We start from the raw sequence: 14554 nt of genomic DNA, 5'->3' as shown, positions 1-14554 counted from the left end.
CCGACCGGCTTGTCAGGCGCCGTGGCAGGACGTACCCTGCACACGCAGCAGAACCGGCGCGAGACCGTGCTGCCGGTTGTTCAACCACCGAGCGGCACCGAGATGCCGAGGGACAGGGAGAGTCGTTGTGGGTATCCGATCCCGCGCGGGCATGTCATCGAGCCGCGCGCTTCACGGCGGGACCGTGGATCACTTTTGGCGCCAGTGCGCCGGGCTGGCGGGGCGGGCTGGGCAGGCGATCGCGTCGCTTGCCATCGCATGGGTCGCAGGCACCGCCGATGCCGCCGCGAAGGATGCATTGCGCACGCCCGTGCGGGTGGCGGTGTCGTCCACGCCGCACGCCAGCTTGTTGCACCTGGCGGACGCGATCGGGGCCTTTGCCGAGCAGGGCATCGCCGTCGAGTTGGTGCCGGTGAGCCATGGCAAAGCCGCGCTGGACAAGCTGGCCGCCGGCGAGGTTGAACTCGCCGCCGCTGCCGAGGTGCCGTTCGTCGTCGGCGTTCTTCAAGGCCAGCCCTGGAGCGTGCTCGCCAGCGTGGCGAGCACGAACACCGAGATGGCCGTGGTCGCCCGGCGTGATCGGGGCATCGACAGACCGGCCGATCTGGCCGGCAAGCGGGTGGGTGTCACGCTGGGCACCAGCGGCGAGTACTTCCTGTGGGCCTGGATGATCCGCCAGCGCCTGCCGGCAGACGCATTGCAGCAGGTCGACATGCCGCCCAACCGGCTCGCCCAGGCGCTGGCCGAAGGCAGCGTGGATGCCGTCGCGACCTGGCAGCCTGTGCGCCAGCAGGCCGAGCGGTCCCTGGGCGCCAATGCGGTCACCTTCACCGCACCGCTGTCGTACACCACCACCCATGTCGTCGTTGGTCGCCAATCCACGCTGGCCGCCGATCCGCAGGCCGCGGGCCGCGTCGTGCGAGCCCTGCTGAAGGCGGAGACCTTTGTTCGACAACAGCCGAAGCAAGCCCTGGCGCTGGTGGCGCAACGCCTGAAGCTGCCGGCCGCAGAACTGCAGCCGCTGTGGACCGGCCTTTCTCTGCGCGTGGATCAGCGCCAGTCGCAGCTCATCACCTGGGAAGACGAAGCCCGCTGGGCGCTGGCGCGCGGCTATGTACCCCCGCAGCCTGTGCCCAATCTGCTGTCCCACCTGGAGCTGCAGCCGCTCGCGGCCGAGGCGCCCGGGCGTGTGACGGTCGTGCACTGAGGGACCAGCACGAATGCAGATTCGAACCAAGGGCTGGCTGGTCACCGTGACGACCCTGGCGGCCATCGTCCTGGTCGGCGCGATGACCTGGTGGGCCCACGAGGAAGTGCAGGATGCCAGCCGGCAGCGGCGCCAGACGTCGGATGTGGCCCAGGCGTTGCGCGATCTGCAGCTGGTCAGCTTCGAGTTCATGCTCCACCGGCTCGATCGATCCAGCGCCCAGGAGGGCCTGGTTTGGCAGCGCCTGTCCATGCTGCTGCCGCAGCTCGATTTCACCGAGGACAGCGAAGCCGCCGAGCTGGCGGACGGACTCCGGGTGCGGCTGGAATCCACCCACCGCCTGTTCGGCGAATTCCAGGCGGCGTCCCACGAGCGCGTCGCCGATGCGCAGGTGCAACGGCGCTTCGAGGCCCAGCTCGCGAGCCAGCTGCTGCTGATGCAGCAGGACAACCAGACCGATGCCTCGCTGCTCACCCGCCACGCCGCCGAGCGGATAGAGGCGGCCCAGAACCGGATGCTGTGGGTGATCGTCGGCGGCCTGCTGCTGTTCGCCCTGACCACCGCCGGCGGCGCCTGGGTGATCCAGCGCGATGCGCTGGGGCCGGTGGCGCGGCTCGAGCAGGCCACGCGCGAGATCGCCGCCGGCAACTGGACGTTCCGCCTGCCCGTCGATCGCCAGGACGAGATCGGCCAGCTCTCGCGCCACTTCAACGCGATGACCCATGCCCTGAGGGAGTCCTTCCACCAGATCGAGCACAGCAACCAGGAACTCAGCTCCCTCAACCGCGAGCTGGAGTCCTTCAGCTACTCGGTCTCGCACGACCTGCGCGCCCCGCTGCGCTCGATGGACGGCTTCTCCCTCGCGCTGCTGGAGGACTACGGCGACCGCCTGGACGACGAGGGCCGCGACTACCTCAAGCGGATCCGCGCCGCCAGCCAACGCATGGGGCGCCTCATCGACGACCTGCTCGGCCTTTCGCGCGTCACCCGGGCGGAGCTGAACCTGCGGCCTGTCGACCTGAGCGCCATGGCGCGCGAGATCGCCGACACGCTGGCGCAGCAGCAGCCGCAGCGCAATGTCCGCTGGGAGATTGCCGAAGGCATCGTCGCGCAGGCCGACCGGGCGCTGATGCAGGTGGCGCTGCAGAACTTGCTCGAGAACGCGTGGAAGTTCACCGGCAAGACCGAGCAGGCCGTGATCCGGCTGGGCGCCCGGCAGCGCGACGGCCAGCTGGAAATCCACGTGGCAGACAACGGTGCGGGCTTCGACATGACCTATTCGAGCCGCCTGTTCGGCGCGTTCCAGCGCCTGCACCACGAGGGCGAGTTCCCGGGCACGGGCATCGGGCTGGCCACCGTCCAGCGAGTGCTGCGTCGCCACGGCGGCGAGGTGTGGGTCGAGGCCGAGCCGGACCGCGGAGCGACCTTCCATTTCACGATCAAGGGAGTCGAAGATGAGCAACGACGCACAGAAGGTCATCCTGCTGGTTGAAGACAGCACGGACGACGTCGACCTCACCATGCGCGCCTTCAAGCGCAGCCACCTCATGAATCCCATCGAGGTGGTTCGCGACGGGGTCGAGGCGCTGGACTTCCTCTTCGCGCGCGGTGCCCACGCGGCGCGCGAGTCGGCGCCGCTGCCGACCCTGGTCATCCTCGATCTGAAGCTGCCGCGCCTGGACGGCCTGAGCGTGCTGCGCGCCATCCGCGCCGACGAGCGGACGCACCTGCTGCCGGTGGTCATCCTCACCTCGTCGAAGGAGGAGCAAGATCTCATCACGGGCTACTCGCTGGGCGCGAACAGCTACGTGCGCAAGCCCGTGGATTTCGCCGAGTTCATGGAGGCCGTGCGCGTGCTCGGCATCTACTGGCTGGCGCTGAACCAGATCGCACCGCCCAAGACCCCCCGGTGAGGCAAGGCTGACGTGAACCGGCCGATCCGACTTCTCATCGTCGAAGACTCCGAGGACGACGCCCGCCTGGCATTGCGTTCACTGCGACGCAGCGGCTTCGAGCCGAGCCACCGCCGGGTGCAGGACATCGGTGCGCTGCTACGCGCCCTGGTCGAGGAGAACTGGGACGCCGTCATCTCGGATTTCAGCCTGCCAGGATTCAGCGGCCTGGACGCGCTGCAGGCCTTTCGCAGCACCGGGACCGACATCCCCTTCATCTTCGTCTCCGGCACCATCGGCGAGGAGACTGCCGTGCAGGCCATGAAGGCCGGCGCGAGCGACTACGTGATGAAGCAGAACCTGGCGCGGCTGGCTCCGGCCATGGAGCGCGAGCTCGCACAGGCGGCCGTGCGGGCCGAGCGACGCCAGGCCGAGGTGGACCTGCGCCAGTTCGAGGCCCAGTTGCGCCACGCCCAGAAGATGGAGTCGATCGGCACCCTGGCGGGCGGCATCGCGCACGACTTCAACAACATCCTCGGCGCGGTGCTCGGCAATGCCACGCTCTTGCGGCAGGAGATCGGACCCGACCATCCCGGCCTCGTCAACGTCGACGAGATCCAGCGTGCCGGGCTGCGGGCGCGCGAGCTGGTGCGGCAGATCCTGGCCTTCAGCCGCAAGCAGGCCCCAGAGCTGCTCGTGCAGCCCCTGGCGCCCATCGTCACCGAGACGCACAAGCTGCTGCGGGCGACCCTGCCCACGCGGGTGACCCTGGAGGCTCACCTGCCGCAGCCGTCACCCAGCGTGCTGGCCGATGCCACGCAGATCCAGCAGGTGCTGATGAACCTGTGCACCAACGCCTGGCATGCCCTGCCCGACGGCACCGGGCGCATAGGGATCGGGCTGGACGAGGTGATGCTCGAGTTCGGCAGCCACGACCTGACCGCGCTCGGCACCCTGCCGCCTGGCCGCTACGCCCACCTGTGGGTCAGCGATACCGGCGTGGGGATGGATGCCGCGACGCGGGAGAGGATCTTCGAGCCCTTCTTCACCACCAAGCCCGTGGGCCAGGGCACGGGGCTGGGTCTTTCGGTCGTGCACGGCATCATCGTCTCGCACGGCGGCGGGATTCGCGTGGACACCCAGCCCGGCATAGGCACGACCTTCGACCTGTACATCCCTGCCTGCGATGCGCCGGCCGTGGGCGAGCCGGAGCCGGCGCCGCCGATGCCGGCAGCCCACGGCCGCGGCGAGCACGTGATCTACATCGACGACGACGAGACCATGATGCTGGTCGCCTCGCGGCTGTTGCAACGCGCGGGCTACCAGGTCAGCGCCTTCACCGACGCCCGTGCCGCGCTCGACGCGGTGCGCAACGCGCCCCTGCGCTTCGACCTGGTCGTGACCGACTTCAACATGCCCGATTGCTCGGGGCTGGAGGTGGCCAGCGAGCTGGCCTTCCTCCGACCCGACCTGCCGGTCATCATCAGTTCGGGCCACCTGACCGAGGACCTGCGCCTGCGCGCGGCCTCCATCGGCGTGCGCAGCCTGCTGGAGAAGGAGAACAGCTTCGATCAGCTGTGCCCCACGGTGGCCCGCGTGCTGGCCCTCAGGTGACGAGCCTCATCATCAGCCGCACTGCCCGACATAGCCGCAGGCCGTGCAGAAGTCGCAGCCATCCTTGTGGATGAGCGTCGCATTGCCACATTCGGGGCACGGGCGACCTGCCAGCACCGGCGCCGTGACCGAGGCGCCGGCTTTGGGGGCGGGTGCCTCGAGGATGCCCATGGCATGCAGCGGGAAGCCCTCCTCGTCCAGCACGCCGAGCATGGCGTAGCGATGGATGATGAGCCGTGCGACATAGGCCACCGTGCTGGGCCAGACCTGCTGCCGCCGCTGGCCCGGGACGGGCGCCATGAAATGCCCCAGCGGCTCGCCCACGTTGAGCAGCTTGCGCAGCTTCATGCCTATCCAGGCCGGGTCGATGACGCGCATGTCGAGCGACAGCAGCCGTGCCAGGCCATCGAAGGCCCGCGGATAGTTGCCCGAAAAGCCCAGCGCGCAAGGCCGGGTGGCGAACCCGGTCGGCGAGACCAGCGGATCGCTGGTGGCCAGTGACACCTCCTTCAATGTCAGCGTGAACGACTCGCCCGTGGCCGGGTTGTCGACGTCGACGGCCCAGGCCAGCGTGCCGGAGGTGCTGGTGCGCGGCTCTTCACGGCTGAACAGCGCATCCATCACCGGCGTGGGCCCACCCTCCTGCAGGGCACCGAGCTCTTCGCAACGCCAGCGGATGACGCTGGCGGTGGCGGCCACCACGCCGGGGAACAGCCGCTTCTCGCCGTTCGGCGGGAAGGCCATCTCGAAGGCGCGCTCCTCTGCGACGGTGGCCAGGGCGTCGAGCTTGAGCTTGAGCCACTGCGCATCGTTGGTCCGCATGTCCATCGACAGCGTCTTGGCCAGGGCGCCCAGGCCGCGCGGCTGCTCGGCGCCGTTCACCCAGACCTCGAAGGGAACCGTGGTGCCGAACAGGCCCGTACCCGGGCCGGCCTCGGCGGGCAGCTCGCCGACGAAGAGCGAGAAGTCGCCGTGCGGATGCTGGATGAGGTAGCTCCAGGCCGGGTTGCCGGCCTTCAGCTCCGGCCGGCCGGGCCAGCGCAGCGATGTCAGCACCGGCGCGGGCAGCTTGTCGAGCGTGAGGCGCTGGTTGGCTGAATCGGTGGCCAGGGGCGCCGGGGCCAGCGGTGCGGCCGGGGTGTCGACACTGAGCACCGAGCCCAGCACCGCGTTGGGCCGGTAGGTCGCGAGGCCCTTCAGTCCCGCGCGCCAGGCCGTCAGGTACAGGCCCTGGAACTCCTCGTAGGGGTAGTCGGCCGGCACGTTGACCGTCTTGCTGATCGATGTGTCGATGCAGGGCGCCACGGCGGCCACCATCAGCGCATGGGCCTCGGCGCTCATCTCGAGCGCGGTGACGAAGGCCGGCGTCAAGGCCGCGTCGGCGCCCTTCAGGTGGCGGTACAGGCGCCAGGCGTGGTCCTCGACGCTGTACTCCTTGAAGCTGCCATCGGCCATGCGCTTCTTGCGCGTGTACGTCCAGGAGAACGGCGGCTCGATGCCATTGCTGGCGTTGTCGGCGAAGGCCAGGCTGATGGTGCCCGTGGGTGCAATGGACAGCAGGTGCGAGTTGCGGATCCCCTTGGCGCGGATCTGCTCCTTCACCTCGCCGGGCAGCCGTGAGGCGAAGTTGCCGCGCGAGAGGTAGAGGTCGGCGTTGAAGAGCGGAAAGGCGCCTCGCTCCGCGGCCAGTGCGGCGCTGGCGAGATACGCGGAATCGCGCATGGTCTCGCTGATGCGGCGTGCCATCTCGCGCGCCTGCGGCGTGTCGTAACGCAGTCCCAGCATGATCAGTGCGTCGCCCAGACCGGTGAAGCCCAGCCCCACGCGCCGCTTGTTGCGCGCCTCCTCCGCCTGCTGCGGCAGCGGCCAGACGGTCACGTCCAGCACGTTGTCGAGCATGCGCACCGCGACCTTGACGACCTCCGCGAAGGCCTTGTCGTCAAAGTCCGCGCCGGGCTCGAAGGGAGCGGTCACGAAATGGGTCAGGTCGATCGATCCGAGGCAGCAGCAGCCGTACGACGGAAGCGGCTGCTCGGCGCAGGGGTTGGTCGCGGCGATCGATTCGCAGTAGTTGAGGTTGTTGTCGTTGTTGATGCGGTCGAGGAAGAGCACGCCCGGCTCGGCATGGTCGTAGGTCGAACGCATGATCAGGTCCCACAGCCTGGCCGCAGGCTGGCGGCGGTAGACCCACAGGCCATCGGCCCGGCGGTGCGCGCCGGCGGCCTTTTGCGCGGCACCCGGCTCCGCCCGGTGCACGAGTTCGACTTCGCCCCCGGCGAGGACGGCCTGCATGAACTCGTCCGTCACGCCGACCGAGATGTTGAAGTTGCGCAGGTCGCCTTCGTCCTTGGCGCGGATGAAGGCCTCGACGTCGGGGTGGTCGCAGCGCAGCACCGCCATCTGGGCTCCGCGGCGGGAGCCGGCCGACTCCACCGTCTCGCACGAACGGTCGAAGACGCGCATGTAGCTGACCGGGCCGGAGGCGCTGGACTGCGTCGAGCCCACCCAGGCACCCTGCGGGCGGATGCGAGAGAAGTCATAGCCGACGCCACCGCCTCGGCGCATCGTCTCGGCGGCCTCGGTCAGCGCGGTGTAGATGCCGGGAAAGCCCTCATCGACCTGGGCGATCGAATCGCCCACCGGCTGCACGAAGCAGTTGATGAGCGTCGCGCTCAGGTCGGTGCCGGCCGCCGAGTTGATGCGCCCGGCCGGGACGAAGCCTCGCCGCTGCGCATCGATGAAGCGCTGCTCCCATTGCGCCCGCTGCTCGACCGGCTCGGCCGCCGCCAGGGCCCGCGCGACCCGCTGGCGCACTTCGTCCAGCGTGCGCTCGTCGCCCTTGGCGTATTTCTCGGCCAGCACCTCGGCGCTGATGGCCTGCGGGGGCAGCGCGGGGCGTTGGCCGGCGCGAGCGGCGGCGGAAGAAGCGGAAGTGAAGGTGCGGCGAACAGAGGTCATGGCTTACGACGAGTGGCCCGGTCCGGGCGATCGGACCAGGCGCTGGGCTGTTGTTTTTTACAGTGGCATGATGCACCAAAGACCAGGCCATGGCGGACGGGTGACCCGCCCAAAAGCGTGGCTTTGCCCTAGGGCAAACATCGTTCGCGCATCGTGGGCGTGGTGCGAGCGCAGCACACCCGGCACAATGCGCCCCTTACCCGGCGCAGCCGCGCCCAGCCCATGCCTGATACCAACGAACACGATTCCGCCGCGGCGCCTGTGCCGTCGCCTGCTGCCGACGCCTCGCCCGAGGCGCAAGCCAGCGCCGATACCCCCCCCGAGATCCAGGCTCCCGAAGCTGCCGAGGCTGCCCCGCAGGGCGATCCCGCGGCTGCAGCGACCCCTGATACCCCGGTCGGCAAGGCCGCTGCGGCCAACCTCTCGCCCGCCGAGACCGCAGAGCGGCTCAAGGCCCTGTTCCCGGCCCTCTTCACCGGCCCTTCCAAGCCGATCAAGCTGCGCATCCAGGCCGACATCCAGGCCCGGGCTCCCGGCCAGTTCACCAAGGCCGCGCTGTCGGGCTTCCTGCGCCGCTACACCGGCAGCACCAGCTACCTCATCGCCTTGACCCGCGCCCCCCAGCGTCTGGACCTGGATGGTCAGCCGGCCGGCGAGATCAGCGAAGAACACCGTCAGGCGGCCACCGAAGAGCTCGCCCGCCGGCGCTCGGTCCACGAAGCCCGCCGCGAAGCCGAGGAGGCTGGCCGGCGCGAACGCGCCCAACTGCTGCGCGCCTTCGAGACGACCACCTTGACCAAGGACAACTTCCTGGCGCTCAAGGGCCTGACGGCCGAGGCGCTGGACGCCCAGCTGGCGCAGGCCCGTGAAGAGGCTCGGCTGTGGCGCGAGCAGCAGGCCCAGCAGCCGAATCGTGGCGGCGGCCGGCCCGAGCGCCGCCCTGAAGGACGACCCGGCCCCGCCCGGGACGGCGACCGCCAGGCGCCGCGTCAGGACGCCCAGGGGCGCCCGGCCGGCCGGCGTGACGAACGCAGTGACCGCCGCGGCCCTTCCGGCCCGGGCGGCAGGCCTTCGCGCCCGCCTCGTCCGGCTCGCTGACCCCGGGTCAATCCCAGTAGCGCGGCAGCAGCAGGCTGCCGTTCATCCGCCGCGCGCGCAGTTCGTCGCGCCGCGCCGGCGGCTGGTCGCACGGCCATGGCGGGCCTGCTGGTCGATGCCTACAGTCCGCTCCATCGACACCCCACACCTGCACCAGGAGCCGCAAATGACCACCGCCAGCACCCCCCGCTTCGCCACCGAACAGACCTCCGCCCGCAGCATCGCCGCCGGCCTCGCGCTGGTGCTGACGATGGGCCTGGTGGCCGGCCTGGACCGCGTCGCCGAATTCCAGTACGACGAGGCGATGGTCGCCCAGGCCGTCGAGACGTCGGCCCCCCAGGTGGTGGTGATCACTGCCAAGCGCCTGCAGGCCTGAGGGCCTCGCAGCTGCGGCTGCAACGACTTCCGTTCCACTCCTCTTGGGGCCCGCCGGGCCCCTTTTTTTGGTCTCCTAGTGACGTTCATCTAACTTGTTATTTTTATACTTCATGCTCAGCAGTTTCTGACTCACGAAACAGGCCGCCTCGTCCTTCGTCGGAGCTGACGGCAGCTCATCCGATCTTCCATGCCGATGGTCGCAATCCGCTGTCGCGACGGGTGGCCGATACCTACAGTGAGCCCCATCGCAGGACCGGGTTTCGGACTTGCGATCTTCCAGGAGCCCGTCATGTACAACGCCTTGAACACCTACGCCATCACCGCCCCGCGCGAGCGCGCCACCGCCTTCGCCCTGGCCGCCTTCGTCACGCTGAGCGTCCTGGCCGGGCTCGGCGACGTGGCCGACCATCAGTACGACAACGCGCTGCTGGCCCAGGCCGACGCTGCAGCCGTCACGGCCGCCGTGCGGACCACCGAAGCACGCGCTTGATCGCGCTCGCACCCTCCGTCGAAGGGGCCCCCGAGGCTCTTGTCGCTTTCGCGGGGAAACCTATCCCCGCCCGACGAAGGGCATGCCCGTCGCCATGATGGTGGTGAACAGCACGTTGGCCGACAAAGGCAGCGAGGCCATCTGGACCAGGGCGTCGGCCACGTGGCGCACCTCCATGCGCGCCTCGGTGCGGACATTGCCGTCGGCCTGGGCCATGCCGCGCGCCATGGCGGCGGTCATGTCGGTGGCGGCATTGCCTATGTCGATCTGGCCGACCGCGATGCCGAAGGCGCGGCCGTCGAGCGCACAGGATTTCGTCAAGCCCGTCATGGCGTGCTTGGTGCTCGTGTAGGCGACCGAATCCGGCCGCGGCGCGTGCGCCGAGATCGAGCCGTTGTTGATGATCCGGCCGCCGCGCGGATCCTGTGACTTCATCAGGCGGAAGGCCTCGCGGGTGCAGAGGAAGGCGCCGGTGAGGTTGATGTCCACGGCGCGCCGCCACTCCTGGACCGGCAGCTCGTCGATCGGCAGGCCGGCGGTGAACACGCCGGCGTTGTTGAAGAGCAGGTCCAGCCGGCCATGGCGCTGGCGGATCTGCTCGAACACCGCGGCGACGGCCACTTCGTCGCTCACGTCGCCGGCGGCCGCCCAGGCACGGGCGGCATGCGGCGACCCGGCGATCGCGGCCTCCAGTGCGTCGGCCCGCCGGCCGTTGAAGATCACCGTCCAGCCGGCCTCCAGCAAGGCGAGCGCGCACGCCTTGCCGATGCCGCTTCCGGCGCCGGTGACCAGCGCGATTCGAGGGGTGGGATGACTGGCATTCATGGTGCGGCCAGCATACACAGGGGCGGCGCGCCAGGCGATCTCCGTGAGAGCTGTCACGCCGTTGTCAAGCGGTGTTGCCGGCAGCACGCAATGGGCCCTGGAAGCGTTCAAAAGCCCTTGGTGATGTCAAACGCCAGGCGTAAGGTCACGCTCAATATTCCGCTCGAGAAAGGCCTGCCTCCTTGTCGAACGCGAAGCTCCTGTCCCCCTGGAAACGGTCGCTGCGGCGTGTGCTCGGCGCCCTTGTCATCCTCGTTGTGCTCAGCCTCGCCGGGCTGGTGGCCGACGAGGTGCACAGCTCTCGTCAACAGGCCGACTGGCTCGCAGCGCGAGCCGGCCGCCTGAACTTCGAGCTGCTGCCCGGCCCCAGTCCGGCGATCCGCTACGCCGGCAACGGCCCTTACGACCAGCGCCTGGGCTACCACCAGTTGCCCGATTACCTCGGGCGGCTGAAGTCGCAAGGCTTCGAGATCAGCGCGCAGGCCCGGATGTCGCCGGCCATGCTGTCGCTGCGTGACGAGGGCCTTTTCGCCCCCTACCGCGAAAAGGCGCAGGCCGGCCTGGAGGTCCACGACTGCCGCAACACGCCGCTGTACGAAGCGCGATATCCGCAGCGCGCGTACTCCGGGCTCGCGGAGGTACCGCCTCTGCTGGTCAAGGCGCTGCTCTACATCGAGAACCGGGACCTCTTCGACCCCCCGGCCACGCGCAATCCGGCGATCGAATGGGATCGCCTCGGCAAGGCCGCCTTCGATCAGCTGCTGCGCCGCGTCGACGACAGCCACAGCGCAGGGGGCGGCAGCACGCTGGCCACCCAGATCGAGAAGTACCGCCATTCGCCCCAGGGCCGCACCGAGACTGCGCGTGACAAGTTCCGCCAGATGGCTTCGGCCTCGGTACGCGCCTACCTCGATGGCGAGGACACCATGTCGCGGCGGCGCCAGATCGTGCTCGACTATCTGAACACCGTGCCGCTGTCGGCGCAGGCCGGCTTCGGCGAGGTGAACGGGCTGGGCGACGGGCTGTGGGCCTGGTATGGCAGGGATTTCGACGAGTTGAACCAGCTGCTGGCCACGCCGGTCGCCGAGCCGGCCCCGGGGGAGCCCCGGCGCACCGCCAAGGCCTTCAAGCAGGCGCTGCTGCCGCAGCAGGCCATGGCCTTCAAGCAGGCGCTTTCGCTGATGGTGGCCCAGCGCCGACCTTCGCACTACCTGGGCGCCGACGGCGAAAAGCCGCTGCAGGACCTGACCAACGCCCACCTGCGCCTGCTGGCCGAGGCCGGCGTGATCCCGCCGGCCTTGCGCGATGCCGCGCTGCCCCTGGCCTTGCACCCCCTCGCGCGCCCGCTGCCGGAGCCGCCGGTATCCTTCGTCGACCGCAAGGCGGCGACCGCCGTTCGCGGCAAGCTGCAGCAGCTGCTGGGCATGCCCAGGGCCTACGACCTGGACCGCCTCGACCTGGTCGTCGACAGCACCCTGGCCGCCGACACCCAGCGCGCCGCCAGCGCCATGCTGCGCAGCCTGGCCCGGGAGGACGCCGCGCACGCCGCCGGGCTTTACGGCTTCCACCTGCTGAAGGAGGGCGACGATCCGAGCAAGATCGTCTTCAGCTTCACCCTCTTCGAGCGAACCGAAGGCGCCAACCTGCTGAGGGTCCAGACCGACAACCTCGACCAGCCTTTCGACCTGAACGAAGGCGCGCGGCTGGACCTCGGCTCCACCGCCAAGCTGCGCACCCTCATCACCTACCTGGAGCAGGTGGCGGCGCTGCATGCGCGCTGGAGCGGCCTGTCGGAGGAAGAGCTGGCCGCACTGGATCTGGCCGACCACGACCCCATCGGCCGCTGGGCGCGCGACTACCTCGGCGATGCGCAGGACAAGGGCTTGCCCGCCATGCTGGACGCGGCGATGGAGCGCACCTACTCAGCCAATCCCGGCGAAGGCTTCTTCACCGGTGGCGGCCTGCACCACTTCGACAACTTCGAGCCCGAAGACGACCACAAGACGATGACGGTGCGCGAGGCGCTGACCCGCTCGGTCAACCTGGTCTTCATCCGCCTGATGCGCGACGTGGTGCGCCACGTGATGGCCGAACGCGAGGACATGAACGCCGCGTTGCTGGGCGACCGTGGCGACCCGGCCCGCCAGGCCTACCTGGAGCGCTTCGCCGACAAGGAGGGCCGCAGCTTCATCGTTCGCTTCTACCGCGAGTTGGCTCGCAAGACGCCGCAGGAGATCGAAGACACGCTGCTCAAGGGCAAGCGGCCGACGCCCAGCCGGCTGGCCGCCCTGTACTACGGGCTCGAGCCCGAAGGCGACGAGGCGGGACTGTCCGGCTTCCTGGCGCGCCACCTGGAGAACCCGCCGGATTCGGTGGAGGAGCTGCGGGCCAAGTACGGCCCGGGCCGCTGGTCCCTGGCCGACCGTGGCTACCTCGCCAAGGTGCATCCGCTGGCCATGTGGGTGGCAGGGCACCTGCTCCGGCATCCGCAGGCCACGCTGACCGAGACGATAGCGGCCAGCCAGCAGGAGCGGCAGGACGCCTATGGCTGGCTGTTCAAGACCCGCCACAAGAGCGCCCAGGACTCGCGCATCCGCAACCAGCTGGAGCAGGAGGCCTTCGTCGAGCTGCACAAGGCCTGGAAGCGCCTGGGCTATCCGTTCGAGTCCCTCACGCCTTCCTATGCGACGGCGCTGGGCGCGTCGGGCGATCGCCCCGCCGCGCTGGCCGAACTGATGGGCATCATCGTCAATCGCGGCAAGGCCCTGCCCCAGTCGCGGGTCGAGAGCCTTCGGTTCGGCGCCTCCACGCCGTACGAGACCCGCCTGGCCTATCGGCCGCCCGGCGGCGAGCAGGTGATGGCGCCCGAGGTGGCGGACGCGGCCCGCCGCGCGGTGATCGGGGTGGTCGAGCAGGGTACCGCCAAGCGCCTGAACGGCGCGCTCAAGCTGCCCGACGGCACCGTCGTGCCGATAGGCGGCAAGACCGGCACCGGCGACCACCGCTTCGAGGTCTACGGCCCCGGCGGCAAGCTGGTCTCTTCCCGGGTGGTGAGCCGCTCGGCCACCTTCGCCTTCCTGATCGGCGACCGCTACTTCGGCACCCTGATGGCCTTCGTGCAGGAGCCGGACGCGGCGAACTACAAGTTCACCAGCGCCCTGCCCTCGCAGATCCTCAAGGCACTGCTGCCCAGCCTGCTGCCGCTGGTGGAGGGCACGGCCTGCGTGCCGGCACCGGGGTTGGTGACAGCGGCACGCAGCGACTGACTCCCTGCGACGGCTCAGCGAGTCATTGCAGGGGCGAGGAGGTCAGAACGGTTCCAGCCTCGATGGAATTGATGGCGTTGTTGCCGAAACTGTAGGTTTTTGCCGGACTGGGCGCGGAGATGCCGATGGCGTTGCCCTTGATCGAAGTCCGGTCCAGGCTGAACCTGGCGAACGTGGTGGTGGCCAGGAGTCCGTATTGCAGATTGCTCTCGATGGAAGAGTTCTGGAGGGCAACGCCGGTACCGGTCGCCGTGGGAGCGGCCCTGACGCCGATCTGGTTGCCCATGACCAGGCTGTTGGCAATCGTCACGCGTGAGGCGGTGCTCGCCTGGGAGTTGACGCCCACCCCCGGGTTGCCGCGGAAGTTTCTGATGACGCAGTTGTCGATGTGAACGTCCCCGCTGAGCACGAGAACACCGGACAAGCCCGTCCCCAATCCCTCGAGTTGAAGGCCCCGCAGGTTCACGAAGCTTCCAGTCGGAGCGTTCACAACGATACCGTTCGTGCCGGACACGAGCACCCCTGCCTCTCCCGTTCCCTCCGATGCGATGGTGATCGCCTTGGTGATCGTCACACCCCCGAAGCCACCCGCATCGAGCGTGTTGATCTCGCCGCCGGTGGCCGTCTTGGAGATGGCACCTGCAAAGGTCTTGCAAGGGGCCGTGCGGCTGCATGGATTGGCATCGTCGCCGACACCCGACACCCACGTCCTTGAGGCCTGGGCATGCGCCAGACCGGTCGAGGCCATGGCGCAGAGCCAGGCGAGCGTGCGAACGTATCTTCCGAGTTGCATGGGATTCCGTTGGTGAGGGTTGATGGATCTCGC

Annotated in this window: 11 protein-coding genes; 8 read left to right on the top strand and 3 right to left on the bottom strand. The window is 69.3% G+C overall.

The window, feature by feature from the left end:
* The first annotated feature begins 184 nt into the window (after nt 1-184).
* The 4 genes from ACS5PM_RS15505 to ACS5PM_RS15490 are packed head-to-tail and all read left to right on the top strand — an operon-like array spanning nt 185 to nt 4713.
* Entirely contained in the window at nt 185-1207 is a 1023-nt protein-coding gene (locus ACS5PM_RS15505) for an ABC transporter substrate-binding protein (protein WP_439388552.1), read from the top strand.
* A gap of 13 nt (nt 1208-1220) precedes the next feature.
* Entirely contained in the window at nt 1221-2699 is a 1479-nt protein-coding gene (locus ACS5PM_RS15500; protein ID WP_439388551.1) for a sensor histidine kinase, read from the top strand.
* On the top strand, nt 2662-3120 hold the full coding sequence (locus tag ACS5PM_RS15495) for a response regulator (RefSeq protein WP_439388550.1): 459 nt from the start codon (nt 2662-2664) through the stop codon (nt 3118-3120). The genes ACS5PM_RS15500 and ACS5PM_RS15495 overlap by 38 nt, the downstream gene beginning before the upstream one ends.
* Nucleotides 3121-3132: 12 nt before the next feature.
* Nucleotides 3133-4713, top strand: a complete 1581-nt coding sequence (locus ACS5PM_RS15490) for a hybrid sensor histidine kinase/response regulator (RefSeq protein ID WP_439388549.1) — start codon at nt 3133-3135, stop codon at nt 4711-4713.
* Between the two features lie 12 nt (nt 4714-4725).
* On the opposite strand, the gene ACS5PM_RS15485 is transcribed toward ACS5PM_RS15490, so the two are convergent.
* Entirely contained in the window at nt 4726-7671 is a 2946-nt protein-coding gene (locus ACS5PM_RS15485; protein WP_439388548.1) for an adenosylcobalamin-dependent ribonucleoside-diphosphate reductase, read from the bottom strand.
* A 222-nt stretch (nt 7672-7893) separates the two neighbouring features.
* Between ACS5PM_RS15485 and ACS5PM_RS15480 the strand changes: the two genes are divergently transcribed.
* The 3 genes from ACS5PM_RS15480 (at nt 7894) to ACS5PM_RS15470 (ending at nt 9637) form a co-directional block, all read left to right on the top strand.
* Nucleotides 7894-8769 carry a ProQ/FINO family protein gene (locus tag ACS5PM_RS15480; protein WP_439388547.1) on the top strand — a complete coding sequence of 292 codons (876 nt, stop codon included), beginning with the start codon at nt 7894-7896 and terminating at the stop codon, nt 8767-8769.
* Between the two features lie 166 nt (nt 8770-8935).
* Nucleotides 8936-9145 (top strand): hypothetical protein, encoded by a 210-nt coding sequence (locus ACS5PM_RS15475; RefSeq protein ID WP_439388546.1) that lies wholly within the window; start codon nt 8936-8938, stop codon nt 9143-9145.
* A gap of 291 nt (nt 9146-9436) precedes the next feature.
* Nucleotides 9437-9637, top strand: coding sequence for a hypothetical protein (locus tag ACS5PM_RS15470; protein ID WP_439388545.1), 201 nt, complete (start codon nt 9437-9439; stop codon nt 9635-9637).
* Between the two features lie 60 nt (nt 9638-9697).
* On the opposite strand, the gene ACS5PM_RS15465 is transcribed toward ACS5PM_RS15470, so the two are convergent.
* Nucleotides 9698-10462, bottom strand: coding sequence for an SDR family oxidoreductase (locus ACS5PM_RS15465; RefSeq protein ID WP_439388544.1), 765 nt, complete (start codon nt 10460-10462; stop codon nt 9698-9700).
* 182 nt (nt 10463-10644) lie between these two features.
* Between ACS5PM_RS15465 and ACS5PM_RS15460 the strand changes: the two genes are divergently transcribed.
* Entirely contained in the window at nt 10645-13728 is a 3084-nt protein-coding gene (locus tag ACS5PM_RS15460) for a transglycosylase domain-containing protein (RefSeq protein WP_439388543.1), read from the top strand.
* A 22-nt stretch (nt 13729-13750) separates the two neighbouring features.
* Here ACS5PM_RS15460 and ACS5PM_RS15455 read toward each other — a convergent pair whose 3' ends face one another.
* Complete coding sequence (locus tag ACS5PM_RS15455) at nt 13751-14476, bottom strand: right-handed parallel beta-helix repeat-containing protein (protein WP_439388542.1); 726 nt, start codon at nt 14474-14476, stop codon at nt 13751-13753.
* Nucleotides 14477-14554 lie beyond the last annotated feature (78 nt).

The organism is Ideonella flava (assembly GCF_051857595.1).
Classification (GTDB): Bacteria; Pseudomonadota; Gammaproteobacteria; order Burkholderiales; family Burkholderiaceae_C; genus Ideonella.
The sequence above is the reverse complement of the archived record's forward strand: the minus strand, read 5'-3'. Positions and strand labels throughout refer to the sequence as shown.

What these genes read in the sequence shown, in the direction of transcription:
- ACS5PM_RS15470 (WP_439388545.1), top strand. Translation starts at nt 9,437, where the DNA reads ATGTACAACGCCTTGAACACCTACGCCATCACCGCCCCGCGCGAGCGC.
- ACS5PM_RS15500 (WP_439388551.1), top strand. Translation starts at nt 1,221, where the DNA reads ATGCAGATTCGAACCAAGGGCTGGCTGGTCACCGTGACGACCCTGGCG.
- ACS5PM_RS15480 (WP_439388547.1), top strand. Translation starts at nt 7,894, where the DNA reads ATGCCTGATACCAACGAACACGATTCCGCCGCGGCGCCTGTGCCGTCG.
- ACS5PM_RS15455 (WP_439388542.1), bottom strand. Translation starts at nt 14,476, where the DNA reads ATGGCCTCGACCGGTCTGGCGCATGCCCAGGCCTCAAGGACGTGGGTG.
- ACS5PM_RS15475 (WP_439388546.1), top strand. Translation starts at nt 8,936, where the DNA reads ATGACCACCGCCAGCACCCCCCGCTTCGCCACCGAACAGACCTCCGCC.
- ACS5PM_RS15495 (WP_439388550.1), top strand. Translation starts at nt 2,662, where the DNA reads ATGAGCAACGACGCACAGAAGGTCATCCTGCTGGTTGAAGACAGCACG.
- ACS5PM_RS15465 (WP_439388544.1), bottom strand. Translation starts at nt 10,462, where the DNA reads ATGAATGCCAGTCATCCCACCCCTCGAATCGCGCTGGTCACCGGCGCC.
- ACS5PM_RS15485 (WP_439388548.1), bottom strand. Translation starts at nt 7,671, where the DNA reads ATGACCTCTGTTCGCCGCACCTTCACTTCCGCTTCTTCCGCCGCCGCT.